Raw genomic sequence first — 25035 nt, 5'->3', positions numbered from 1 at the left:
GGCGCTTGCCTGGATAACTTTTACCGATAATATTTAAAGTTGATAAAAGCGATGAAACAAATGGATAAAATGATCATTTATCAGGTATTTCCCCGTTGGTTCGGAAATCTGAAGTCTCCGTTGGCAAAGAACGGTAGTGTAAGGGAAAACGGAGTAGGAAAGTTCTCCGCCTTTTCACCGACGGCCCTGGCAAAGATCAAGGAACTGGGTACGACGCATATCTGGTACACCGGAGTGATAGAACATGCTACCCAGACCGATTATTCCGCTTATCAGATACGCAAAGACCATCCGGACGTGGTGAAAGGCAAAGCCGGTTCCCCTTATGCAATAAAAGATTACTACGATATAGACCCCGACCTGGCAGAGAAGGTGCCGAACCGTATGAAGGAGTTCGAGGCGTTGGTGAAACGTACGCACGATGCCGGGATGAAGGTGATCATTGACTTTGTGCCGAACCATGTGGCACGCGAATATTACTCGGATGCCCGCATGTCGTATGTCGAAGATCTGGGGCAGCATGATGATACGACCAAAGGGTTCGACCGCAATAATAACTTCTATTATATTCCGGGATGCCCGTTGCACCTGTCGTTTGCCGAAGCGCACGGGGATTACGATTATAGCGAGTTCCCCGCTAAAGTGACGGGAAATGACTGTTTTAGTCCGTGTCCGGGAAAGAACGACTGGTACGAAACGGTCAAACTGAATTATGGCGTGGATTATGTGAATGGCCGGATCTGTCATTTCAACCCGGTGCCCGGCACCTGGACGAAGATGCTGGATATCCTGCTTTACTGGGCGGATAAAGGCGTTGACGGTTTCCGTTGCGATATGGCGGAGATGGTACCGGTGGAATTTTGGAACTGGGTGATTCCGAAGGTAAAAGAAAAACATGCTGTTGTTTTCATTGCCGAGGTTTATAATCCGGCAGAATACCGTAACTATATTTTCAACGGTCATTTTGACTATTTGTATGATAAGGTAGGACTGTACGATACCGTGCGTGCGGTGATGTGCAATCAGGCTGCTGCCAACGCGATCTCTTACTGCTGGCAGAGCCTGGAAGGTATCCAGTCACATATGTTGAACTTCCTGGAAAACCATGACGAGCAGCGTATCGCCTCTTATTTCTTTGCCGGCGATCACCGTCCGGGTATCCCCGGCATGATTGTTTCGGCCATGATGAATACGAACCCGGTCATGATCTACAGCGGTCAGGAGTTGGGCGAGCCGGGTATGGACGAGGAAGGTTTCAGCGGACGCGACGGGCGTACGACGATATTCGATTACTGGAGCGTGGAGAGCCTGCGCAAATGGATCAACGACTGGAAGTTCGATGGCGCCGGTTTGACGCACGAGCAGCGTGAATTGCGTGAGAAGTATGCCCGGATACTGAACGTGGCGAAATCGGAGCAGGCCATTACTCAGGGGGCTTTCTTCGACCTGATGTATGCCAACTCGCGGAATCCGTATTTCAATTCGAATAGCCAGTATGCCTTTATGCGCAAATACCGTAACGAGGTCGTACTGATTGTCGTGAATTTCGATAAAAGCGAACAGACGGTGCGGGTAAAGATTCCTTCCGACGCATTTCTTACACTGGGTTTTGACGATAACAAGGCCGCTACGCTGACGGATTTGTTGACGGGAGAGACCAGTATCAGTACGCTGACGGCGGCGTGGCCGTATCAGCTGGTTTTGCCGGCTTATTCGGGTAAGGTTCTGAAGTTTACGTATAAGTGATGAGTCTTTCATTTCGTTAGAAAAAGTAACAGGGGCGGGGTTGACTCGCCCTTATTGTTGAAAGTTTTCCGAAGATAAAGGGATAATTGCAAATAAGTTTTGTACTTTTGCAGCACAATTCAAATCTATTTACTTAAGATAAATATTCGGAATAATGAGTGCACAAACTCCTTTCTTGGTGTTTTCGGGAACCAACTCCCGGTATCTTGCAGAGAAAATTTGCAATAGTCTTGGTTGTCCTCTGGGGCAGATGAACATTCAACATTTTGCTGACGGTGAATTTTCAGTATCTTATGAAGAGTCTATCCGTGGTCGTGACGTGTTCCTTGTTCAATCAACATTTCCTAACTCGGACAATCTGATGGAGTTGCTCCTGATGATTGATGCGGCTAAACGTGCTTCTGCACATTCTGTAATTGCTGTTGTTCCTTATTTCGGTTGGGCCCGTCAGGACAGAAAGGATAAACCCCGTGTGTCTATCGGTGCAAAATTGATCGCAGATATGTTGAGCACTGCCGGTATCGACCGTCTGATTACAATGGATTTACATGCAGACCAGATCCAGGGATTCTTCAATGTTCCTGTCGACCACCTGTATGCTTCTTCTATCTTCCTGGATTATATCAAGGGAGAACTGCCTTTGGATAACTTATGTATCGCAACACCTGACGTGGGTGGTACGAAACGTGCCAGCAGCTATTCCAAATATCTGGGATTGCCGATGGTTATCTGCCACAAGTCACGCCTGCGTGCCAATGAGGTAGCTGAAATGCGTATCATCGGTGACGTGGAAGGCTTGGACGTTCTTTTGGTGGATGATATGGTGGATACAGCCGGTACAATCACCAAGGCCGCTAACCTGATGATTGAAAACGGCGCTAAGTCTGTACGTGCAATCGCCAGCCACGCTGTTATGTCTGACCCGGCTTCTACCCGTGTAGACCAGTCTGCATTGACGGAAATGATCTTTACCGATTCTATTCCTTACGCAAAGAAATGCGAAAAAGTAAAAGTATTGTCTGTTGCCGATATGTTTGCTGAAGCAATCCGCCGTGTTTGCAGTGGCGAATCTATCAGTTCTTTATACGCTATTTAATTAGCAGGGATTAATGATATAAAAAGGCTGCCGTCGTATTGATGGCAGCCTTTTTTATTGGTATACGGTGACTGGCGGAGGGATTAGCTTCCTCCGATATAGTCTTTCAGGGCATTTACGTAATTCTCGAATGCCTGTCGTCCTACGGGTGTTATCCGGCAGGTGGTACGGGGTTTCTTTCCGACAAAGCTCTTTTCGACTTCTATGTAGCCGGCTTCGCTCAGTTTGTCTATCTGTACACTCAGGTTTCCCGCTGTCGCCTGCGTCTTTTCCCGCAGATAGACGAATTCAGCCTCCTCGACCGAAAGGAGGATGGATATCACGGCGAGCCGCAATTGTGAATGAAGTAACGGATCTAATTCTTTAAACATTGCTTCCTGGCTTTATTATTGACGATATGTCCGGGTATGATCATCATAAACACGAACGATAAACCGAAGTAAAGATACCACAAAGTTGTCGCTTTTTCACCCATTATCAGCATGGTTAGCATATAAATCGCTATGACAAAGGCAACCAAAGGGGTATAAATCATCCAGCGCCCCTGTACGATAATACCGGTGATAGATACTCCCAATCCGCAGTATATCAGGGATAACGGCAGCATAAGGATAAAGTCGACGTATCTGCCGAAAATGAACTCAATGGTGCCAGTTGTCAGGAAAGTGATGACAAACATCCAGCCCATTACCTGCCAGACCTGCATGATTACTTTGTCGGTATAGGTGATGACCCTCGGGGGCTGCTGCCTTTGCCGGTAAGACATGACGGGCCACATGACGAACATCAGCATCCATCCCCAGCTCCATATCATGTTGTGGGTAAGAGCGATCAGTGTAAACAGAATGATCGACAGGGCAGTTGTGAAATAACCCCACACCAGGAGGTAATTCCCCTGGCCGATCTCCATATTCTTTTTGCTGGAGTTTATCATCTGTGTGATGAGTTCCAGGCTTTCTTTCTCGTTTAAAAGTCTTTCTTCCATGATTTTATTTGTTTTTATATTGTTCGTACTATGTTTGTTCAAAGATAATGTCATTGTTTTTAACAGTCAATCATTCCGATCTATTTTTCGTTCAACCGGTTTCTTTCAGAGTTTACGCCCCGTTCGATTGTCGGCTTCTTGACTTTCCTGCCGCTGTTGAAGTTCCAGGTCAGTGTCGCTTTGAAGGTACGTCCGAGGTGTCCGCTTTTGAAGTGGCTTTGTGACGTGTAGGCTTCGATATGGCTGGCAAAGTCATTATAGCGGTTGAAGATATTATCGGCCGAAACAGTTATCAGAAAGTGGTTGCCGGCCAGCTTCTTCCGGGCAAACAGGCTGACGATGTGCCGGGGAGCCACTTCGCTGTTTCCTGAATACAGGCGGCTGGCTCCGTTGTATTGTCCTTCGAACGTGATGTCTTTCGGCAGCGTGAAGGTTGCGGTCGCGTTTGCGAATGCCAGGTAATGGTGGGCAAATGCGGCTTTCTCCGTCATACGGATATCCTGGCGTACACCGACGAAATTGGCTGCCAGGTTAAGCCATGGGCCGGGTTGAACCGGGATACTGGCGGCAACGAACCAATGGTTTTCGACGTCATGGTTTTCGTAGGTGATATACGAAACGTCCGGGTCGACGGCATCTACCTTGCAGAATTCGCGGATCAGGTTGCGGTGCAGGCTGCCTCCGATTGTCAGCGTGTAACGGTAATTATAGACAAGGGTCGTGCTGAAACGGTGGATATAGGTCGGTTGCAGGTAGGGGTTGCCTATGTTGTAGCTGTAATCGGAAGTCTGGAGCCGGTTCGGGTTGAGCGTATAGAAGGCCGGACGTTCGATGTTGCGCGTGTATTGTCCGACCAGCATCCAGGTCTTCAGGTTGTTGAAGGCATAGGTGGCGCTCAGGCTCGGGAACAGGTCGAAGTAATCCCGTTTAATCCGGTCGCTCTCGTTCGCGGTCCGGGTATATTCACCCCGCAGTCCGGCTATGAACGCCCAGCGATTGATTTCTGTTGAAAAAGATGCATATACTCCCATGATGTTTTCCTTGTATTTGAGTGCGTAGCCGTAAGCCGGACTGATACTCCATTGTTGGTCGGCCGAGAGATCTTCGTAGCAGGAATTATCGTCCATGAATGTATGCGTGTACTTCAGGCCGGTGTTCAGCGACATTCCTTTCCGGAAGTATTTATTCATTGAAATATCGGTGGTGACGATCTTGTAGGTCGCATCGCTGTTACTTCGGTACGTACTGTCTGTATCCCGGCCTGCTGCCTTTTGTACGACATAGTAGTTGTTTTTCCCCGTTGACTTTTTGTCGGCATAATCGACAATCCATTTGAGCAGGGAGCCTTTGTCGTCGAGTTTATGCAGGTAGTTGGTGGTAGCGGATAAAGTGTTGTAATCATCCTTCTGGTTATAATCGCCGGTGCTGTTTATTAGCCATTCCTGCTTGGTCAGTTCCGTTTCGCTGTAAGAGTTGCCCTTAGACAGCTGTCCGACATATTCTATCTCCGCTCCGATGCTGTTGACGGTATCGATTTCGAAGATGGCTCCGATGTGTCCCGTACCATAGTCCGATCGTGTGTCGAACCTGGAGAGGCTGGAAAAGCGGTTGTCGTTGTCCGGATATTGCCTGACGGATGTCATCATGCTCTCATTCTTCGGTGTGAAATTGCCGGAGGCGGCAGCGTTTACGGTCCATTTCCCGAGACGTGCATTGAGTGTTCCGGAAGGCATGTAACGGGTAAGGGTAGAAGATAAGGCGGTCCCGGCCGTGACACTCCCCTGGATACCGTTCGTTTGCCGCCGACGGAGTGAGATTAGGATGATTCCGCCCCGTGAGCTGGCTTCATATTCTGCTCCGGCTATCGGGATGACTTCTATTCGCCTGATATCTTCCGATTTCAGCGAACGAAGGTAGGTGAGAAGTTCTTCGCCGGTAAGTTTTATTTCGCGGTTATCGACGAATACCTTTGTGCCCTGTGCTCCGTTGATGGAGATATTATCTTCTGCCAGCCATACGCCGGGAGCCTGCGACAATAACTCGGTTCCGTCTTTCCCGGTGGAAGGGGAGACGGACAGGACGAAGCGGTCTGCTTTGCGTTCGATATTTTTTGCCTGTACCACAACCTCTTTCAAGGCATAGGAAGAAGCCTTCAACGAAAGGGTGTCGTGCATGGATGCGGGCAGCAATAATTCTTTTTGCAGCGGCTCATATCCGATACACCGGACGATTACTTTATATGTTCCTGCTTTTGCTTCCATAGTGAAATTGCCCTTGTTGTCGGTTGTCGTACCTGCTTTTTGAATCTCATCCTGCAAGAGGACGATTGTCGCGTATTCAACTCCGTTTCCCTGCCCGTCGGTAATGTGGCCGGAGTAAATCCTGCCGTTGCCGGCTTCCGGGCCATAGCCGGAAAGCCGGTAGCAAAGAAGAGTGTAAAGAATAACAGCCATTTCATGTCTTACTCGTTTGCCGGGTAATATAATTTCAGTTTGACCGTCTCTTCTTCCTGTTGCGTTTTACACTTTTTCATGGCATATCCTTCAGCCGGCTTTTTGTCTTCGGTGAAGTCCATTTGGTAATTGCCGTTTTCGTCATGGAAGACTGAGATATCGAACTGTTCCCATTCGACGTTTTTAAGCGTGATAGTTGCTTCTCCTTTCTCCGGTTTGGCCATGCCGTATACCGGTTTTGTCTCTTTTCCTGATTGAGCCATGACGAGGATTGTTCCGTTTTCTCCGCGTATGTTACTCACTTTGACGATGATTGTCCGTGCTTCGGCAAGATTGCAAGTAAAGAATATTGCCAGAATAAATAGTATGATTCGTTTCGTTTCCATGTTTTGTTTACTTTAAAAGTAAATGTAAATAAGTTTATAATATAAACCATATATGGATTAAAAAAGTGCAAGGAGCTGCGCATGTCTCACCTACACGCTGCAAATATAAAATGGTTTATGTTATAAACCAAATTAAAGGCGAAAAAAATGAAACAATAGGGTGAAATAGTTGAAATAAAGGCGGTATACCGGGAAAATGGTTGCGGCAATTGTAAGAAATAGCTGCCGCAGTGGTAAAAAACAGGTGCTACAATCATATAAAACGACTGCGGCAACCATTCGAGATAGTTGCCGCAGTCATTCTAATTTTGAATTTTTCTATTAAAACAGATCGGCATGAGTGCCGGTATCTGTAAACAGAAGCATAAGTTCCGTATCATTTTGATTCCAAACCAGTAATCAGTCGGATTGAATATGACATTCCCATAAGCCTTCGTATTTGCCGCTTAATTTATGCGGGTGATATTCGGGTGGGAGGGTACCAGTTGTTTCAAGGAGTTTAGAGACTTTTTCAAATAAAGAAATATTGTATCCTCTTTTCTTACAGAGTTTCAAATCTTTCTTGAACTTACCCGTATAATTGAGTGTATATTTCTTATTCATCCGAAGATTTGTTTCATCATATCTTCTGTGCTTTCAGCATGATATACTCTTCCGGCCTTCACATCTTCCAATGCTTCATCCAGGCCGCATTTCTTTTCTTTGCGGACTTTGATGCTTCCTCCCATACTTTTAACCAGTGAGCGTATGGCGGATGCGTATTTTTCGGGAATGGATATCTCGAATGTTTTTAATGTTGTTGCTTCCATAGTCGTATATATTATAGTCTGATACAAAGATAAATATAATTATTGACAAAGACTTATTTTTCTTCGTCAATAATCATGCCGCTACCCAGGCAGAGATGATGATCCTTGTCGTAGACAACACCGTACTGGCCGGGAGCGATACCCTGTATTTTGTTTTCCGATTCGATACGGTAAAGGTCACCAATACGGCGGATACGTCCCGGTGTGAAATCGGGGGTATGGCGTATCTTGAAGGTGATTTCTTTTTCATCGGTAAATTCTCCCCACGGATCTTCGGTGATGAAGTCGAAACCATGCAGGTTGATTGTCTTCCCGTATTGCGTTTCCGGGTCGTAGCCGTTGGAGACATAGATGATGTTGCGCTTGATATCCTTCTTGATGACGAACCACGGACCGCCACTCAGGCCCAGTCCTTTCCGCTGGCCGATGGTATGGAACCAGTAGCCGTTGTGCTTGCCTAGTACCTTGCCCGTTTCCAGTTCGACGATTTTTCCGACACGTTTGCCCAGGTAACGCTCGATAAAGTCGTTGTAATTGATTTTACCGAGGAAGCAGATACCCTGGCTGTCCTTGCGCATGGCGCTGGGGAGCTTTTGTTCGGCGGCGATGGCACGGACTTCCGCTTTCATCAGGTGGCCGATCGGGAACATCAGCTTCTGGATTTGCAGGCGCGTGATTTGTCCCAGGAAATCGGTCTGGTCCTTCACCGGGTCTTTGGCGGTGGAGAGCCATACTTTTCCGTCTATCTCGGTCGTTGTGGCATAATGGCCGGTGGCGATTTTATCGAAGTCTTTCCCCCATTTCTCTTCGAAGCAGCCGAACTTGATGAATTTGTTGCACATCATGTCCGGGTTGGGGGTGAGGCCGCGCTTCACCGAGTCGATCGTGTAGCTGACCACTTTGTCCCAGTATTCGTCATGCAGGGATACCACTTCCATGCGACAACCGTATTTGCGTGCTATGTAAGATGTAATTTCTATATCCTCTTCGGCGGGGCAGTCGATATATCCGTCTTTATCTTCCATACCGATACGGATATAGAAGATGGTAGGATCATATCCCGCCTCCTTCAACTGATGGACAACTACGGAGCTGTCCACACCTCCTGATACTAATGCTGCTATTTCCATTCTTTAATAAATATATCGGTTGCAAAGGTACAAAATATTAGGGTGATATTCCTATGGCTTCGATTTATTCGTTACCTTTGCGGGAGAGCCTTTCGTTGTAATACTTCAGAAAAAACAAAAGAATTAGTATAAATAAAATGAGAAATACAATTGTATCGCTTATGACAGCAGTGGCATTAACTGCCTGTGCAGGCCCGAAAGAAAAGAATGTTCAGGCGCCGCAGGAGGATTTTAATTATGTGGTAGACCAGTTCGCAGACCTTCAGATATTTCGGTACCAGGTTCCGGGATTCGAGTCTCTTTCGTTGAAACAAAAACAGTTATTATATCATCTGTCGCAGGCTGCGCTGATGGGGCGCGACATATTCTTTGACCAGAATTGTCGTTATAACCTGCCGGTTCGCCGCGCATTGGAAACGGTTTACAAGGAATATAAAGGAAATCGCGAGGATGAGCAGTTCAAGGCCCTGGAGACGTACCTGAAACGGGTATGGTTCTCAAGCGGCATCCATCACCATTATGCAGAGGATAAGTTTGTTCCCGGCTTTACCCCCGAATTCTTTCAGAGCTGTCTGGAGCAGGTGAATGTTTCTGAACTTCCTTTGCGTGAAGGACAGACTCTGGAGCAGTTTGTTGCAGAAATCTCTCCGGTGATCTTTGATCCGGCTGTATTGGCTAAACGTACCGTACAGAGCGGCGACCGGGATCTGATCCTGGCGTCTGCCAATAACTACTATGGCGGCGGTATTACCCAGAAAGAGGTGGAAGATTATTATGCCGCTATGAAAACGGGTAAAGACACCATCACCCCGATCTCTTACGGACTCAATAGCCGGCTGGTGAAGGAGAACGGAAAGATTGTCGAGAAGGTATGGAAAGTAGGAGGCCTTTATTCGGCCGCTATCGAACAGATTGCAGGCGAATTGCAGAAAGCCGTTCCTTTTGCCGAAAACGATACCCAGAAGGCTATTATCGAAAAACTGGTTGAATACTATCAGACCGGTGACTTGAAGACATTCGATGCCTACTCCATCCTTTGGGTAGAGGATACGACTTCGGAAGTGGATTTCGTGAACGGTTTTATCGAAACGTACGGTGATCCGCTGGGTATGAAAGCCAGCTGGGAGTCGACCGTAAACTTTATCAATAAGGAAGCGACCAAGCGCACGAAGATTATCAGCGATAACGCGCAATGGTTTGAAGATCATTCTCCGGTCGACAAACGCTTCAAGAAGGAAAAGGTAAAAGGGGTGAGTGCCAAAGTGATCACCGTATCCATGTTGGGAGGCGATTGTTATCCGGCAACGCCGATCGGCATCAATCTGCCGAATGCGGATTGGATTCGCCGCGACCACGGCTCAAAGTCCGTTACGATTGAGAATATAACCGAGGCTTACGACAAGGCGTCGCAGGGCAATGGCTTTAATGAAGAATTTATCTGGAGTGATGCGGAGCGTGAAGCCCTTGCAAAATACGGCTTCCTGACTGGCAATCTGCATACCGACCTGCATGAATGCCTGGGACATGGTTCCGGCAAACTTCTGCCCGATACCGAATCGGGCGCACTGAAAGCCTACGATTCCACTTTGGAAGAAGCACGTGCCGACCTCTTCGGCCTTTATTACCTGGCCGACCCGAAGCTGGTTGAATTAGGTCTGGTTCCGGATGGCGAAGCCTATAAGGCCGAGTATTATAAGTATATCATGAATGGCCTGATGACACAGCTTGTCCGTATCGAAGCCGGCAAAGATGTAGAAGAAGCTCACATGCGTAACCGTCAGTTGATCGCCCGGTGGGCCTATGAGAACGGTAAAGCCGATAACGTTATCGAATATAAGAAGCGTGACGGCAAGACATATGTCGTTGTAAACGATTATGCCAAACTCCGCAACTTGTTCGGCACCTTATTGGCAGAAGTGCAGCGCATCAAGAGCGAAGGCGATTTCGCCGCCGGAAAGAAACTGGTGGAAGACTACGGTGTGAAAGTAGACCAGACCTTACACGACGAAGTGCTTGCCCGCTATGCCAAACTGAACCTGGCTCCATACAAAGGTTTTGTGAACCCGGTGATGAAAGAGGTAAGGAACGACAAAGGCGAAGTGACCGATATCGTTCTCGATTATACTGAAGGATACGCAGACCAGATGCTTCGTTACAGCCAGGATTATTCATTCCTGCCATCTTATAACGATTAAAGATATGTTACAGGACGAACTAAAAGAAATACGTACCCAACTGCGCATGGCAATGAACGGTGTCATATCCACCAGCATGCGCGAAAAGGGCATCGATTATAAGCTGAACTTCGGTGTCCCTCTGCCCGAAATAAAGCAGATAGCCGCTCGGCACGAACCTGGTTCGGATCTGGCAGCCGCTTTGTGGAAAGAGGATATCCGCGAGTTTAAGATACTGGCATCCCTGTTGCAACCTGTGGATGATTTTCCTTTTAAACAGGCGGAACAGTGGGTGAAAGAAATACCCTATCTGGAAATAGCGGAACAATGCAGCCGTAATTTGTTCTGCAAATTGCCGTATGTCGATAACCTTCTGCTCGGGCTGATTTTTAATGTGGAAGACGAATATGCCCGTACGGTGGCTTACCTTATCTGGATGGAACTGTTCAGGGTAGGGAAGACGGTGGTTGCGCCGGTGAGAGCCGCATTCATTGTGGAATGTATGCGGACGATTGCCTGGCCCGACTTCGGCGCTTCCTGGAAAGAGAAGCAGGCAGCGATAAAAGCAATGAAATTTTACGGTCGCCAGTCGGCCGATCATGCGAAACAAATGTTGAGTGGTTTCGATGACTTTCCGGAGTTTATGAAGACACCGGAAGGGCAGGAAATCTATAATGATTTAAAATTTGAATTTGAATATTATAGCTAAGGCTTTGCGTTTAAAATAAATGCGCTAACTTTGTCGGTCGCGTAGAGTCGCAACGAAATGGATGAGAAGAAGTACATAGAGATGAAGCAGTCGTTTACGGAGTATCTGACTGAGAAAAAACTACGAAAGACGGAGGAAAGATATGCGATCTTTGAATGCATCTGTCGCTTCGCCGGTCATTTCGATATGTACTCCCTTCAGGAAAAGTTGGAAGAGGCGAACTTCCATGTGAGTAGGGCAACGCTTTACAACACGTTGGATGTGCTGGAAGACGGCGGCCTGATCGTGCGGCATCAACTCAACGCCCAGTCGGTTCAGTACGAACTGCGGGCATTGGCAGAAACGCACCTGCACCTGGTTTGCATGAAGTGCGGGGCCATTCGGGAAATGAAAGACAGCGTGCTGAAAAAGGAGGTCAACAATCTGAAGATATCCCGTTTCACACAGGAATTTCATGCGCTGTATATCTACGGGATATGCAGTAAATGCAAGTTCAAGCTTCAGCAGAAGAATAGTAAAAAAGAATATTAACAGCCTATTATAAAGATAAAATGAAAGTAGATGTTTTATTAGGATTGCAATGGGGTGACGAAGGCAAAGGAAAAGTTGTCGACGTGCTGACTCCTAACTACGATGTGATCACTCGTTTTCAAGGAGGTCCCAACGCAGGACACACACTGGAATTTAACGGAGAAAAGTATATCCTGCGTTCTATTCCGTCAGGTATTTTCCAGGGTGGAAAAGTGAATGTTATCGGTAATGGAGTCGTTCTCGACCCGTTATTGTTCAAACAGGAAGCCGAAGCGCTTGCTGCCAGTGGTCACGACCTGACCAAACAACTTTGTATTTCCAAGAAGGCACACCTGATCCTGCCTACCCACCGTATGCTGGATGCTGCCTACGAAGCTGCCAAAGGTTCCGGTAAGATCGGTACGACTGGTAAAGGTATCGGCCCGACATATACAGACAAGATCAGCCGTAACGGTCTCCGTGTAGGTGACTTGCTGCACAACTTCGATGAAAAGTATGCTGCCGCCAAGGCACGCCACGAAGCAATCCTGAAATCACTGAACTATTCGTATGATATCAAGGAACTCGAAGCCCAGTGGTTTGAAGCATTGGAATACTTGAAGCAATTCAACCTGATCGACAGCGAACATGTGGTAAACAACTTCCTGAAAGACGGTAAGTCTGTCCTGGCGGAAGGTGCACAGGGCACTATGCTGGACATCGACTTCGGTTCTTATCCGTTCGTGACATCTTCCAACACGATCTGTGCCGGATGCTGTACGGGACTGGGTGTCTCTCCGCGTAATATCGGTGAGGTATACGGTATCTTCAAGGCATATTGTACACGTGTCGGTAGCGGTCCGTTCCCGACAGAGTTGTTCGATGAAACAGGCGATCAGCTTTGTACGTTAGGACATGAGTTCGGCTCTGTAACAGGACGTAAACGTCGTTGCGGCTGGATCGACCTGGTTGCCTTGAAATATGCTGTTATGATCAACGGTGTAAGCCAGCTGATCATGATGAAGAGTGACGTGCTCGACAGCTTCGAGACCATCAAGGCTTGCGTAGCCTACAAGATCAATGGCGAAGAAGTGACGGAATTCCCGTTCGAGATCGACGATACGATCGAACCTGTATACGTTGAACTGCCGGGTTGGAAGACTGACATGACAAAGATGCAGAGCGAAGACGAATTCCCCGAAGAGTTTAACGCATATCTTTCATTCCTTGAAGAAGAGCTGGGAGTACCTGTTAAAATCGTATCGGTAGGACCTGACCGCGAACAGACAATCATCCGGTATACAGAAGAATAAACCTCACATACTAATACAAAATGGCAGAAGACCACCTCTAATCAGGCTAATCTTCTGCCATTTTTGTTTTTGGCAGACTTTTTGTAAGAGATATCTTGTATAACAATTAATTATTTGGAACATTATGAGCATGTATTGGATCATATTTATTGGTTTTGCCTTGTTAAGCTGGCTGGTATCTTCCCGACTGAAGAACAAGTTTGAGAAGTATTCTAAGATTCCTATGCCTAACGGTATGACCGGAAAGGATGTGGCTGAAAAGATGTTGCGCGATAACGGCATCTACGACGTGAAGGTGATCTCTACTCCCGGACATTTGACAGACCATTACAATCCTGCCAATCAAACGGTGAATCTGAGCGAATCTGTATATTATAGTAATAGTATCGCTGCCGCCGCTGTAGCCGCCCATGAATGTGGTCACGCAGTACAGCATGCAACGTCTTATGCCCCGCTGAAGATGCGGTCGGCGTTGGTACCGGTGGTTAGCTTTGCTTCGAATATCATGACCTGGGTATTGCTGGGCGGTATGTTGCTGATCCACCAGTTCCCGCAGTTGCTGTTGTTCGGTATCATCCTGTTCGCATCGACAACGTTGTTTAGTTTCATTACGTTGCCGGTCGAAATCAATGCCAGCCAGCGTGCGTTGGTATGGTTGAGTCGTGCCGGGATAACGAATGTCTCTACGCATGGTATGGCCGAAGATGCTTTGCGCTCTGCCGCTTATACTTATGTGGTGGCTGCCTTAGGTTCGCTGGCTACATTATTATATTATATAATGATCTTCCTGGGAGGAAGAAGCCGCGACTAAGCGAGTACCGTATCAGATAAAAAAAGCAGCCCGGGTCGTTCTGAATGACTTGGGCTGCTTTTTTATTTCTTCTTTTTCTTCGTTCTGTGAAATTTGCCTTCCATATAAAGTGCCCAGATTAAAAATCCGAGTCCCATTCCCATAAACAGTAAACAAACAAATATAAAATCAGGCATAACTAATCCTCCTTCAGTTTAATGAATAATAAGCCTAAAACTAAAACAAATCCACCCGAATAAATAAGCGCATTATGTCCCTCAAGATCTTTTAATAATGTTGTGATGACAACTCCTGTTGCCATGTATTTGGCGAAGTCGATGCAAAAACTACCAAGTTCACCGTACAATACTTTCTTTTGTCTTGTCTTTTTCTTTCTCATAGCTATACGTTTTGTTAAATATGTTGCAAACATAACAAAAAGAAACAGACAAAACAATGAACCTATCCAATAAATAACGAATTTGAAACAAAATACCTACCTTTGCATTCCGAATAATAATTTAATATATAAAAGTCGGTTAGCTCCGACGATAAAGAAGAGCAAACAGTATATGCAGAAGCCGTCTATACCAAAAGGTACCAGAGATTTTTCGCCCGAAGAAATGGCGAAACGTAATTATATATTCAATACGATTCGTGAAGTATATCATCTGTACGGATTTCAGCAAATAGAAACTCCGGCCATGGAGAACCTGTCGACCCTGATGGGCAAGTATGGCGAAGAAGGTGATAAATTACTTTTCAAGATATTAAACTCGGGAGATTGTTTCTCAGGCATTACCGATGAAGAACTGCTGGAACGTAATCCGGTAAGATTCGGCGTGAAAGCCTGTGAGAAAGGATTGCGTTACGACCTGACCGTTCCTTTTGCCCGTTATGTGGTGCAGCACCGCAACGATATAACATTCCCTTTCAAACGTTATCAGATACAACCCGTATGGCGTGCCGACCGTCCGCAGAAAGGACGTTACCGTGAGTTCTACCAGTGTGACGGTGACGTGGTAGGCTCCGATTCACTGATTAACGAAGTGGAACTGATTCAGATTATGGATGAGGTGTTCCATCGTTTCGGTATCCGCGTTTGCATCAAGATGAACAACCGTAAGATATTGTCGGGTATTGCCGAAATTATTGGTGAAGCGGATAAGATTGTTGATATAACAGTGGCTATCGATAAATTGGATAAGATCGGCCTGAATAATGTAAATGAAGAGTTGCGTTCCAAAGGCCTTTCCGAAGAGGCGATTGCCCGCTTGCAACCGATCATCATGCTGTCGGGTAGCAATCGTGAAAAACTGGCCGTCCTGAAAGAACAGTTGGCAACTTCCGAAATAGCCGTGAAGGGTATCGAAGAAATGACCTTCATCCTCGACCGTATCGACCAGCTGCCTATGCATGCGGAACTGGAACTCGACCTGACACTGGCCCGCGGTCTGAACTATTATACCGGTGCCATCTTCGAAGTAAAAGCGCTGGATGTCCAGATAGGAAGTATCACCGGTGGCGGACGATATGACAACTTGACCGGCGTATTTGGCATGGATGGCGTTTCGGGTGTCGGTATCTCTTTTGGGGCAGACCGTATCTTTGATGTGCTGAATCAGTTGGACCTGTATCCGGCCGATTCGTTGAAGACAACACAGTTACTGTTTGTCAACTTCGGTGAGAAGGAAGAAAGTTATCTGTTACCGATTATCGCCCGGGTTCGTGCCGCCGGTATCCGTACCGAACTTTTCCCCGAATCAGCCAAGATGAAGAAGCAGATGGGGTATGCCGATACGAAGAAAATCCCGTATGTCGCTATCGTTGGCGAAACGGAGATGAGCGAAGGCAAGATCAACCTGAAGAATATGATTACAGGCGAACAAACACCTGTCACTGTAGAAGAACTGATTGCAAAGTTCTGATATAAATAAGCAGCCTTGTCCCCGTGCTTGACACGGGGCTGCAAAGGTGCTGCCTGAATAAATAGGCATATGACCTGTTCTTTTGCAATCCCGTGTCAAGCACGGGAACGGGTTTATGCTATCCTTAATATTACTGTCTCATGAAAACATCTCTTTTAATTCTCGCATTCGCTTTAGTCCTCTCTTCCTGTTCTGTTCAGCCAAGAGCATCCTGGATAACAACTACGGAAAACGAACCGTGGCAGGAGCAATCCGACCTGGTCTCTACCTCTTCGGATACGATTCCGACGATCGACGCGGTTATCCATACCCATAAGAAAGGACAGAAGATAGACGGTTTCGGTGCCTGCTTCAACGAGCTGGGCTGGATTTCCCTGAGCAAACTCGATCCGACAGTCCGCGAAGAGATCATGGAAGAACTCTTCTTTCCGGAGATAGGGGCGAATTTCACCATCTGCCGTATGCCGGTGGGTGCCAACGATTTCTCCCGCGACTGGTATTCCTATAATGAGACCGAAGGCGATTTCGAAATGGAATACTTCACCATCGCCAACGACCAGCAGACATTGATCCCCTTTATTAAAGGCGCACAGAAATACAATTCCGACCTGCGTATCTGGGCCTCTCCCTGGTGTCCTCCTGCCTGGATGAAATATAATAAGCATTATGCCTCCGCCTATACCGGCGAAGCCTACAACGAGAAGTACCGCAACGGCCTGCCTGCCGATAAGGTCGGTTATGAAGGAACGGATATGTTTATCCAGGACTCCCTTTACCTGCAATCGTATGCCCTTTACTTCTCCAAATTTATCGAAGCCTATCGTGAACAGGGCATCGACATTTTTGCCGTCATGCCGCAGAATGAGTTCAATTCGGCACAGATATTCCCTAGTTGTTGCTGGACGGCTGCTTCGCTGGCTAACTTCGTCGGCAACTATCTAGGTCCGGCTATGAAGGAACTGGACGTGAAAGTGATGTTCGGCACCATGGAACGTGCCAACGAAGCATTGGTGGATACCATCCTGACCGACCCGGTAAGCGGCAAGTATATCAGCGCAGTCGGTTTCCAATGGGCGGGAAAAGGAGCGATCAAAGGTATACACGAACGTTATCCCGATATGAAACTCTATCAGACCGAGCAGGAATGCGGCGACGGAAAGAATGACTGGAGCGGTGCCGTTTACTCCTGGAACCTGATGCGTCATTACCTGGATAACGGTGCGTCGGCCTATATGTATTGGAATATCTCGCTGGATAAAGGCGGTATCAGCCGTTGGGGATGGGCGCAAAACTCCCTTGTGGTTGTCGATCCCGATACAAAAACCTTCCATTACACTCCCGAATATTATGTAATGAAACATTTGAGCCATTACGTCCAGCCCGGTGCCCGTAAACTGGAAACCTCCGGCCAGTTCAGCAATCTCATGGCCTTCGTCAACCCCGACAAAAGTATTGTTGTCGCTTTGGCAAACGAAGGAAATGAGGACCGCCAGGTATCTGTTGAAATCGACGGTCGCGTCTACCAGCCTGTACTACCGGCTCATTCCATCGCAACACTGCTGATAGACTAATTTGAAATATACTATATATTAATGTAAGGGACGGCAGATTCTAACTCTTTCGTCCCTTATTTTTTTACTTTTGAGCATGCTCGGAATTGATTTTTAGCATGGTCGAAATCTATTTTTAGCTAGCTGAAAATTAAATTAAGGCATGCTCAAAAGAATAAAAGTTTAGGACTTATCAGTTAAAAGACCGTGACTTATGAACTACTTTCCCGTTACTTTTGTTCTAGTCGGGAAGCATGTGAGGCGGAATGTATAGTCATCCTGTCAGTCATGTCGGCGCATCTAAACGTCTGTTTATGCAAAATTGGCAGTCTTTTCCCTGCCAATTAATTTGGCACAGATTTCGCATAGGAATAAGCGTGAATTAGAAAAACACATGTAAACATAATATTATTAACAATTAAAAATATAGTAAGATGAACATTAGACCATTAGCAGACAGAGTGCTTATTAAGCCGGCTGCAGCAGAAGAAAAGACACTTGGCGGAATCATTATCCCGGATTCAGCAAAAGAAAAACCTTTAAAAGGTGAAGTTGTTGCCGTGGGTAACGGAACAAAGGATGAAGAAATGGTTGTGAAGGGTGGCGATACTGTACTGTACGGAAAATATGCAGGAACAGAAATCGAACTGGATGGTGAGAAATATCTTATCATGCGTCAGTCTGACATTTTAGCTATTATCTAATTCATTAAACGGAAATAATAAAACAATATAATCATGGCAAAAGAAATTAAGTACGATATGGATGCCCGCGACCTTTTGAAGAAAGGTGTGGACGAATTGGCAAATGCTGTAAAAGTAACATTAGGCCCGAAAGGCCGTAACGTGATCATCGAAAAGAAATTCGGTGCTCCTCACATCACAAAAGACGGTGTAACGGTAGCTAAAGAAGTAGAACTGGCTTGCCCGTTCGAAAACATGGGTGCTCAGTTGGTGAAAGAAGTTGCTTCCAAAACAAACGACAATGCAGGTGACGGTACAACTACTGCTACTGTATTGGCACAGTCTATCATCGGTGTAGGTTTGAAGAACGTTACAGCAGGTGCTAACCCGATGGACCTGAAACGCGGTATCGACAAAGCCGTTGCCAAAGTGGTTGAAAAGATCGCTGACCAGGCTGAAGAAGTAGGCGACCAGTTCGAAAAGATCGAACACGTGGCTAAGATTTCTGCTAACGGTGACGAAATGATCGGTAAACTGATTGCTGAAGCTATGCAGAAAGTGAAGAAAGAAGGCGTTATCACAGTGGAAGAAGCAAAAGGTACTGAAACTACAGTTGACGTAGTAGAAGGTATGCAGTTCGACCGTGGTTACATCTCTCCGTACTTCGTAACCAACACAGAAAAGATGGAATGCGAGATGGAAAATCCGTATATCCTGATCTACGACAAGAAGATCTCTGTATTGAAAGACTTGCTTCCTATCCTGGAACCGGCTGTTCAGAGCGGTCGTCCTCTGTTGATCATTGCTGAAGATATCGACAGCGAAGCATTGGCTACATTGGTTGTAAACCGTCTGCGTGGTTCTTTGAAGATCTGTGCAGTGAAGGCTCCGGGCTTCGGCGACCGTCGTAAAGCTATGTTGGAAGATATCGCAGTGCTGACTGGCGGTGTTGTTATCTCTGAAGAAAAAGGCTTGAAGCTGGAAGGTGCTACAATGGATATGCTGGGTACTGCCGAAAAGATCACTGTAGACAAAGATACTACAACTATCGTTAACGGTGCCGGTGACAAAGCAGCTATCCAGGCTCGTATCGGTCAGATCAAAACTCAGATCGAAAACACTACTTCTGACTACGACAAAGAAAAACTACAGGAACGTCTGGCTAAGATGGCAGGTGGCGTAGCTGTTCTTTACGTAGGTGCTCCTTCTGAAGTGGAAATGAAAGAAAAGAAAGACCGTGTGGATGATGCTTTGCATGCAACTCGTGCTGCTATCGAAGAAGGTACAGTTCCTGGTGGTGGTGTAGCTTACATCCGTGCTATCGAAGTACTGGAAGGCATGAAGGGTGAAAACGAAGACGAAACAACTGGTATCGAAATCGTAAAACGCGCTATCGAAGAACCGTTGCGTCAGATCGTTGCTAACGCAGGTAAGGAAGGTGCCGTTATCGTTCAGAAAGTAAAAGAAGGTAAAGGTGACTTCGGTTACAATGCCCGTACAGACAAGTATGAAAACCTGTGCGCTGCCGGTGTAATCGACCCTGCTAAGGTAACTCGTGTTGCTTTGGAAAACGCAGCTTCTATCGCTGGTATGTTCCTGACAACAGAATGTGTAATCGCAGAGAAGAAAGAAGATACTCCTGCTATGCCTCCGATGAACCCGGGTATGGGTGGCGGCATGGGTGGCATGATGTAATATCTTCCCATCAAGATAAAACCGGAAACGGCTGCTTCCCGAAAAGGAGGTGGCCGTTTTTTTGTTATATATAATAATGTATAGGGAATATTGCAGGAAATGAAGTGCTAATGGTTGGATATGTCCTTAAAACCGTCCCCTTTGTACGATTTAAGGTAAGAATCGGATAAGAAAGCATGGTTAAAGGGAAAAAAATATAACAAAAAAATAGTGCAACAAAAAAAGATATGTATATTTGCATAAGAATTTAGGTGCAAGGTATGCACAGATGAATGCGACGGTAAGTAGTCGTCAGAACTTTATTTTGATAGAAAGATTTATTTGAACTTTATATTTTATTACTAATTAAATTATTTGATTATGAACAAAAAGTTTTCTACTTTGTTCGCCGCGTTCCTTGTGGCAAGCAGTAGTTTTTCAATTTTTGCTCAAAATGCGGTCCCAGCCTGGTACAAGACAGGTGATGCTTATAAGGCTGCATTTGAAGATCCTACTGAAGCACAATTGAAAGCCGCTGCGAAATTTAACCTTCTCGATGGAGATGCGTTAGTAAATAAAACTCATCCGGTTAATATTTGGAAGTATACTTTACCTTTGAATAAGGTGGCTGATGCTACTCTTCTTCCTGGTATGTTTGTTTCTTTCGATTCTGAGGCTAGCCCTGTTGCAGGAGGTGATTTCCTGTCAACTGGTGAGTTTTATGACAATGTCAATAAACCTCATTACGGTATTACAACAGTAAAGGATTTTAACTATCTGGGTGTTAGACCAACCAGAGAAGTTAAGAGTCGTGTTGAATTCGTATTTGATACAAGAGGCTTAACAGATGCAACAAGTTTCCATTTCTGGATTAGCCGTTTAGAAAACGCTAATGTAAACCGTAATCTGTTATGGAAGATTGAAACAGCTGAAGTTTTAGAACTGGATGGAACTACTCGTGGTGAACTTCCTTATGACGAAGTTTATGACGATGGTTTTAAAATTGACAAGAATGGTGTAACTGTAGGTGCTAATACAACACCGGAAGCTTACCAAGTTATGTTCAATGCAACTGGTGCAGGTAAAATTAATATTGATAATGCTATTATCCGTGTTGTTCTTGAATCAGAATACTCTAAAGCTGATGACAGCGAAACATCTGATACTTTGGAACCTGTAACTTTGTTCGGTGACATTAATCTTGATTTCATTCGTCCTCACGTAGAAATAGATTATGAAACAGAAAAAGAATTCCGTGTAGGTGTTAACCGTTCTACTGAATGCGAAGCATCTGAAATGGATGTTAAGATCTGGAAGTTCAATGATAAGATGGCTGGTGCTGAAACTCCTCATCATGTTCAGGCTACTTATTTGAAGCTGAATGTGAAAGCTCCTATCGTTCTTGAAAAGATTGGTAATGTTGCTGTAACTGAAGGTAACTTCTCTCAGGCAACAGAAGCTGACGGAAGTAGAAGTTTCTATGTACGTGCAGGTTTGTTCAATGAATACAATCCGGTTGACTGGTCAAATGTAAAGGTTGTTTATCATGTAGAGCCGGGTACTGTGAAAGACCAGTGGGCTTTGGCTGACTATGTATTTGCTACGACTACTGCATCCAGTACGGATACAGCGTTTGTAAGACATAGCGTAGATGCTCGCGGTACATTCAAATTCGGTGACGACTTAGTCTTTACAAAATACGAAGAAGTTCTTGAAACATCTATTGATTTCACATATCTGCCTAAGTTTATTTTAGATTGTGCAGAAGGTCCTGGCCCTGCACCTGCGAATGCTGTAAGAATGGCAATTGATAACTCTTGTGATGGTGGTGCATTAAATCTTGAATTATTAACTCCGGCTGATCCGGGTTCTACCGACAGATGGGAAGATAAGATTGAATTCTTGGGATTCAACTGGTACTTCGAAGGTGAATTAGTTGAAGGATTTAAACATACAAGATGTATTCCGGAAGCTGCTATCGATTGTTTAGGTAATCTGAATGAAGGTTGGACAGTGAAAGCTGCTTTCCACTTTGCATCAGGTAACATGAACATCGATCAGGATGGAGCTTATAATATTGAAGAAAAATGGGGCTTGTCAGCAACATTGAATACTCAGGATGATTGCGAAGGTTATTCAGGACAGGATTTGATCAATCTGGGTGAAGCTTATTATCCGGGTGTTCTGACTACATCTGCTCGTACTCAGCACGTATGGACTAACTGGAGAGGTATTGAAACAGATAAGGGTGTTGTTGGTTCTGTAACCGGAACATTGGCAAACATTATGAATATTTCTGCTGGTTTGATCTCTGCTGCTCAGGATTGCGAATGTCCTGTAGGTGAAGCTGTAAAGGGTGGTGCTGAAGTATTTGCAGCTCCTTACTTTACTAATAAGGATTCTTATGTATGGGGTATCGGTGGCTCTTCTCGTAACCATGTTGTTCATGTTTACGCAACAGGTTTGAAACCGGATGCTGACGACGCTAACTATACAACTATCCGTCTGTACAAACAGTCTATGAGAATTGGTGAAGCGAAAGTAAAACAGGATAAGAACTTCTATTTCTCAACAGAATATGCAAACGCTGTTTGGAATCGTGGTGATGTTGGTGGTCTTGAACCGCAACCTGGTTCTGTATGGCGTGGTGAAAGTGCTGGTGACACATTGTATATTCGTGTTCCCTACAAACAAGCTAATCTGGATGACCTGAAAAATAACGGTATTCCTGTTAAGGTTAGATATACACCTCAGTCCAGAACCGATTGGGTTCCGACAGAAGAAATCCTTACAGATATGGCTCAGTTCGGCCTGTTGACAAATGATTCAGGTGATGGTAAAGCTACTCACGAAGATTGGGAAAAAGAATTGACAGGTTTCAACCAATTCAACGTAGTTGGTACTGTATTCAAAGGTCTTATCTCTACATTGACAGGTGACAAACCGGTAGGTGCTTATACCAGCTTCCTGGGTAATATCCAGAATCTTGACCAATTTGAATGGGGCGAATATGACTCTAACGTATTCCGTGATCTGTATACTAAGAACTATGGTACTTATTATCTGGGCCAGGATCAGTGTTATGAAGTGAAAGACGGTACTTTCGTTATCGCAGGTTTGAACCTTGTTGCTCCGGTAACTGTAGAAGCAAGCAAATCTAACAAGATTGGTGCATTCGATCACGATACAACTGTTGTTATCGGTACTTTGGACGGTGGCAAATTGATTCCTAACAAATACGGTGAGTTACTTGCTTACGTTAAGTCTACATTCAAACCGTCTGACAAGGCTGGTATCGTTCCTGATACAATTCATTCAGCAGTTGATAACAAAGACTTCATCTATAATTATGTAAATGACACGGTTCGTCTGTATCCGATGCAGATCAAAGACCAGATCAGCTGGACTTATGTATACGGTTTGGATGAAAAGTATGCTTACAAAGAAGTAGAAAACAATAATGGTCAGAGCAATGGTTATATCAGCTTGTTCGATATCTACGGAGCTTACCGTAATGATACAGTAGCTGCTAATATCTATGGTGATGTTAAACAACCTGAACTGTATTTCGCAACTACAGCTGATACAAAAGCTGCTAAGTTGGCTAAGTTAGACTTCGGCGCTGTTACATTCATTGAAGATGACATTGCTGCAACTAAACAAATTTATCTGATCGGTAAAGATCTGCCTTCAATCGATCCTACTGAAGAGGTATCTAAAGTAATTGCTATTTCTCCTGCTGGTGCATTGATCGCTTCTACTGAAGGTAAGAACCAGGCTGAATATGTAAGCGAAGCTATTATTCCGGTTTCTGTTGATCTGTTGGCTGATAAGAGCGATCATGATTTGGTTGCAGACGTATTAGCAGCAAGCACATTGTGCAACTGTACAGTAGATCTTCCGGTTAATTATTCTCCGGTTCTGGCTGCTCCTGTAGTTGATACTAAATATTTGTCTGACAACATTAACGGTAGCAAGGCTGAATTCAGATGGTCTGCAGTTCCGGGTGCTCACTACTACAAAGTAGAACTTGGTCAGTACGAAAAGCAGAACACTTCTAAGAATATCTTTATCTCTGAAGTGAAAGCTGAAGAAGGTACAATCATGGTTGAATTGTTCAACGGAACAGGTGAGGTTATTAATCCGTTGCTGCACCACAACTATAAGCTGACTATCATGAAGAATGGTGTTGAATATAAGACAATGGATGTTATTTCAACAAATACTCAGTTGAATGAGGCTTATAAGGCAGAAGCATTTAGCGTTGACGCTGATTTGAGCCCGGCTAACACTTATACAGTTCTGTTGAAAGAAGGTGGCAAGCAGATCGATATCTTCGAATTCACTAACACAACTCGTTTGTCTCGTGACGAAAAAGACGGTCTTGAAGAAAACACTGGTGCATTCAATAAGAATGACTGGAATCCTGACTTCGGTTCTCTGCCGGTAGCTAGCTACATGGAAGAATCTGACAAATGGGACTTCCTCTTTGTTCAGGGTATTGAATCAGAAGAAGTAGGTCCTACTTCAACTTCAATCAGAGCAATCAACTTGCAGCCGAAGACTGAATATGCAGTACGCGTAACAGCTTATAGCTATTCTCCTTCAATTGTAAAATCTGCTTCATCTGACATCGCTGAGTTCGGTACTTCAATCTTTACTGAACCTGTTACAGGTGACATGCAGTTTGACGAAGATTCTTACAGCCCGCCAGTAGGCAACGAAGACATCACAGTTGATGGATTCAACGTATTCGGTGGCGTAGGTTCTGTAACAATCCAGGGTGCAGCTAATAAGACAGTTGTTGTAACAAATGTATTAGGACAGACAATCGCAAGAACAGTTCTTTCTTCTGACAATGCTACAATCTCTGCTCCGGCAGGTATCGTTGTAGTAGCTGTTGAAGGCGAAAGCGCAGTTAAAACTGTTGTTAAGTAAATAAGATACCCGAAAGACTGAAAAGTCCGAAAGTATTAAAGATAGAAACTCCGTCGGGAAACCGGCGGAGTTTTTTTGTATCTTCGCATCGTAAACCGACCGTAAGTTCCCGGTTAGAGAAAGCGAAGGTTTTCTTTATTGGAACAGGTCTTATGATTAAA

19 protein-coding genes and 1 pseudogene are annotated in these 25035 nt (G+C 45.3%); 12 read left to right on the top strand and 8 right to left on the bottom strand.

Annotated elements, in window-relative coordinates:
- Positions 1–51: 51 nt before the first annotated feature.
- A complete protein-coding gene (locus tag DWW91_RS16390) occupies positions 52–1746 on the top strand; it encodes an alpha-amylase family glycosyl hydrolase (protein ID WP_199722598.1) in 1695 nt (564 codons plus the stop codon).
- Positions 1747–1900: 154 nt separating this feature from the next.
- Complete coding sequence (locus tag DWW91_RS16385) at positions 1901–2842, top strand: ribose-phosphate pyrophosphokinase (RefSeq protein WP_007654670.1); 942 nt, start codon at positions 1901–1903, stop codon at positions 2840–2842.
- 83 nt (positions 2843–2925) lie between these two features.
- On the opposite strand, the gene DWW91_RS16380 is transcribed toward DWW91_RS16385, so the two are convergent.
- The 7 genes and pseudogenes from DWW91_RS16380 to mnmA form a co-directional block, all read right to left on the bottom strand.
- Positions 2926–3213, bottom strand: a complete 288-nt coding sequence (locus tag DWW91_RS16380) for a transcriptional regulator (RefSeq protein WP_007654669.1) — start codon at positions 3211–3213, stop codon at positions 2926–2928.
- On the bottom strand, positions 3198–3827 hold the full coding sequence (locus tag DWW91_RS16375; protein WP_122328423.1) for a hypothetical protein: 630 nt from the start codon (positions 3825–3827) through the stop codon (positions 3198–3200). The genes DWW91_RS16380 and DWW91_RS16375 overlap by 16 nt, the downstream gene beginning before the upstream one ends.
- An 80-nt stretch (positions 3828–3907) precedes the next feature.
- Complete coding sequence (locus DWW91_RS16370) at positions 3908–6280, bottom strand: outer membrane beta-barrel protein (protein ID WP_122328351.1); 2373 nt, start codon at positions 6278–6280, stop codon at positions 3908–3910.
- 8 nt (positions 6281–6288) lie between these two features.
- The gene (locus DWW91_RS16365) at positions 6289–6666 is read right to left on the bottom strand and encodes a DUF2141 domain-containing protein (protein ID WP_010802090.1); all 378 of its coding nucleotides are present in this window, start codon (positions 6664–6666) and stop codon (positions 6289–6291) included.
- A 321-nt stretch (positions 6667–6987) separates the two neighbouring features.
- Positions 6988–7269 (bottom strand): annotated as a pseudogene (locus DWW91_RS16360) (type II toxin-antitoxin system YafQ family toxin).
- Positions 7266–7475: a hypothetical protein gene (locus tag DWW91_RS16355; RefSeq protein ID WP_007654662.1), complete on the bottom strand. Its 210-nt coding sequence runs from the start codon at positions 7473–7475 to the stop codon at positions 7266–7268. Before DWW91_RS16355 ends, DWW91_RS16360 begins: the two are co-directional and overlap by 4 nt.
- A 53-nt stretch (positions 7476–7528) precedes the next feature.
- Positions 7529–8605, bottom strand: coding sequence for a tRNA 2-thiouridine(34) synthase MnmA (gene mnmA, locus DWW91_RS16350; RefSeq protein ID WP_007654661.1), 1077 nt, complete (start codon positions 8603–8605; stop codon positions 7529–7531).
- Positions 8606–8766: 161 nt separating this feature from the next.
- Here mnmA and DWW91_RS16345 point away from each other — a divergent pair, with 161 nt between their 5' ends.
- The 5 genes from DWW91_RS16345 to DWW91_RS16325 all read left to right on the top strand — a co-directional run bounded on the left by DWW91_RS16345 (position 8767) and on the right by DWW91_RS16325 (position 14122).
- Complete coding sequence (locus tag DWW91_RS16345) at positions 8767–10800, top strand: dihydrofolate reductase (protein WP_370449589.1); 2034 nt, start codon at positions 8767–8769, stop codon at positions 10798–10800.
- A 4-nt stretch (positions 10801–10804) separates the two neighbouring features.
- Positions 10805–11488, top strand: coding sequence for a DNA alkylation repair protein (locus DWW91_RS16340; RefSeq protein ID WP_007654657.1), 684 nt, complete (start codon positions 10805–10807; stop codon positions 11486–11488).
- 57 nt (positions 11489–11545) lie between these two features.
- Positions 11546–12019, top strand: coding sequence for a Fur family transcriptional regulator (locus tag DWW91_RS16335; protein WP_007654655.1), 474 nt, complete (start codon positions 11546–11548; stop codon positions 12017–12019).
- A 20-nt stretch (positions 12020–12039) separates the two neighbouring features.
- Positions 12040–13311 (top strand): adenylosuccinate synthase, encoded by a 1272-nt coding sequence (locus tag DWW91_RS16330; protein ID WP_007654654.1) that lies wholly within the window; start codon positions 12040–12042, stop codon positions 13309–13311.
- Positions 13312–13435: 124 nt separating this feature from the next.
- Positions 13436–14122 carry a zinc metallopeptidase gene (locus DWW91_RS16325; RefSeq protein WP_007654652.1) on the top strand — a complete coding sequence of 229 codons (687 nt, stop codon included), beginning with the start codon at positions 13436–13438 and terminating at the stop codon, positions 14120–14122.
- Positions 14123–14300: 178 nt separating this feature from the next.
- On the opposite strand, the gene DWW91_RS16320 is transcribed toward DWW91_RS16325, so the two are convergent.
- Complete coding sequence (locus tag DWW91_RS16320; RefSeq protein WP_122328349.1) at positions 14301–14501, bottom strand: DUF6722 family protein; 201 nt, start codon at positions 14499–14501, stop codon at positions 14301–14303.
- A 172-nt stretch (positions 14502–14673) separates the two neighbouring features.
- On the opposite strand from DWW91_RS16320, the gene hisS reads away from it, so the two are divergent.
- From hisS to DWW91_RS16295, 5 genes are all read left to right on the top strand, one after another.
- Complete coding sequence (hisS, locus tag DWW91_RS16315; protein ID WP_122328422.1) at positions 14674–16029, top strand: histidine--tRNA ligase; 1356 nt, start codon at positions 14674–14676, stop codon at positions 16027–16029.
- A 140-nt stretch (positions 16030–16169) separates the two neighbouring features.
- Positions 16170–17600: a glycoside hydrolase family 30 beta sandwich domain-containing protein gene (locus tag DWW91_RS16310; protein ID WP_122328348.1), complete on the top strand. Its 1431-nt coding sequence runs from the start codon at positions 16170–16172 to the stop codon at positions 17598–17600.
- A gap of 413 nt (positions 17601–18013) precedes the next feature.
- On the top strand, positions 18014–18283 hold the full coding sequence (locus DWW91_RS16305; RefSeq protein WP_007654644.1) for a co-chaperone GroES: 270 nt from the start codon (positions 18014–18016) through the stop codon (positions 18281–18283).
- A gap of 33 nt (positions 18284–18316) precedes the next feature.
- Positions 18317–19957, top strand: a complete 1641-nt coding sequence (gene groL / locus DWW91_RS16300) for a chaperonin GroEL (protein ID WP_010802098.1) — start codon at positions 18317–18319, stop codon at positions 19955–19957.
- A 360-nt stretch (positions 19958–20317) separates the two neighbouring features.
- Positions 20318–24874 carry a DUF6383 domain-containing protein gene (locus tag DWW91_RS16295; protein WP_122328347.1) on the top strand — a complete coding sequence of 1519 codons (4557 nt, stop codon included), beginning with the start codon at positions 20318–20320 and terminating at the stop codon, positions 24872–24874.
- The last annotated feature ends 161 nt before the right edge of the window (positions 24875–25035 follow it).

The sequence above is a fragment of the Parabacteroides sp. AF17-3 genome (assembly GCF_003635445.1).
Taxonomy (GTDB): domain Bacteria; phylum Bacteroidota; class Bacteroidia; order Bacteroidales; family Tannerellaceae; genus Parabacteroides; species Parabacteroides goldsteinii.
This window is presented reverse-complemented; position numbering and strand designations above follow the sequence as displayed.

Bases quoted from the DNA above. Each gene is read 5' to 3' on its own strand.
- DWW91_RS16385 (WP_007654670.1), top strand. From the start codon at position 1,901: ATGAGTGCACAAACTCCTTTCTTGGTGTTTTCGGGAACCAACTCCCGG.
- groL (WP_010802098.1), top strand. From the start codon at position 18,317: ATGGCAAAAGAAATTAAGTACGATATGGATGCCCGCGACCTTTTGAAG.
- DWW91_RS16305 (WP_007654644.1), top strand. From the start codon at position 18,014: ATGAACATTAGACCATTAGCAGACAGAGTGCTTATTAAGCCGGCTGCA.
- DWW91_RS16295 (WP_122328347.1), top strand. From the start codon at position 20,318: ATGAACAAAAAGTTTTCTACTTTGTTCGCCGCGTTCCTTGTGGCAAGC.
- DWW91_RS16345 (WP_370449589.1), top strand. From the start codon at position 8,767: ATGACAGCAGTGGCATTAACTGCCTGTGCAGGCCCGAAAGAAAAGAAT.
- mnmA (WP_007654661.1), bottom strand. From the start codon at position 8,605: ATGGAAATAGCAGCATTAGTATCAGGAGGTGTGGACAGCTCCGTAGTT.
- DWW91_RS16355 (WP_007654662.1), bottom strand. From the start codon at position 7,475: ATGGAAGCAACAACATTAAAAACATTCGAGATATCCATTCCCGAAAAA.
- hisS (WP_122328422.1), top strand. From the start codon at position 14,674: ATGCAGAAGCCGTCTATACCAAAAGGTACCAGAGATTTTTCGCCCGAA.
- DWW91_RS16375 (WP_122328423.1), bottom strand. From the start codon at position 3,827: ATGGAAGAAAGACTTTTAAACGAGAAAGAAAGCCTGGAACTCATCACA.
- DWW91_RS16320 (WP_122328349.1), bottom strand. From the start codon at position 14,501: ATGAGAAAGAAAAAGACAAGACAAAAGAAAGTATTGTACGGTGAACTT.
- DWW91_RS16365 (WP_010802090.1), bottom strand. From the start codon at position 6,666: ATGGAAACGAAACGAATCATACTATTTATTCTGGCAATATTCTTTACT.
- DWW91_RS16325 (WP_007654652.1), top strand. From the start codon at position 13,436: ATGAGCATGTATTGGATCATATTTATTGGTTTTGCCTTGTTAAGCTGG.
- DWW91_RS16330 (WP_007654654.1), top strand. From the start codon at position 12,040: ATGAAAGTAGATGTTTTATTAGGATTGCAATGGGGTGACGAAGGCAAA.
- DWW91_RS16340 (WP_007654657.1), top strand. From the start codon at position 10,805: ATGTTACAGGACGAACTAAAAGAAATACGTACCCAACTGCGCATGGCA.
- DWW91_RS16335 (WP_007654655.1), top strand. From the start codon at position 11,546: ATGGATGAGAAGAAGTACATAGAGATGAAGCAGTCGTTTACGGAGTAT.
- DWW91_RS16310 (WP_122328348.1), top strand. From the start codon at position 16,170: ATGAAAACATCTCTTTTAATTCTCGCATTCGCTTTAGTCCTCTCTTCC.
- DWW91_RS16370 (WP_122328351.1), bottom strand. From the start codon at position 6,280: ATGGCTGTTATTCTTTACACTCTTCTTTGCTACCGGCTTTCCGGCTAT.
- DWW91_RS16380 (WP_007654669.1), bottom strand. From the start codon at position 3,213: ATGTTTAAAGAATTAGATCCGTTACTTCATTCACAATTGCGGCTCGCC.
- DWW91_RS16390 (WP_199722598.1), top strand. From the start codon at position 52: ATGAAACAAATGGATAAAATGATCATTTATCAGGTATTTCCCCGTTGG.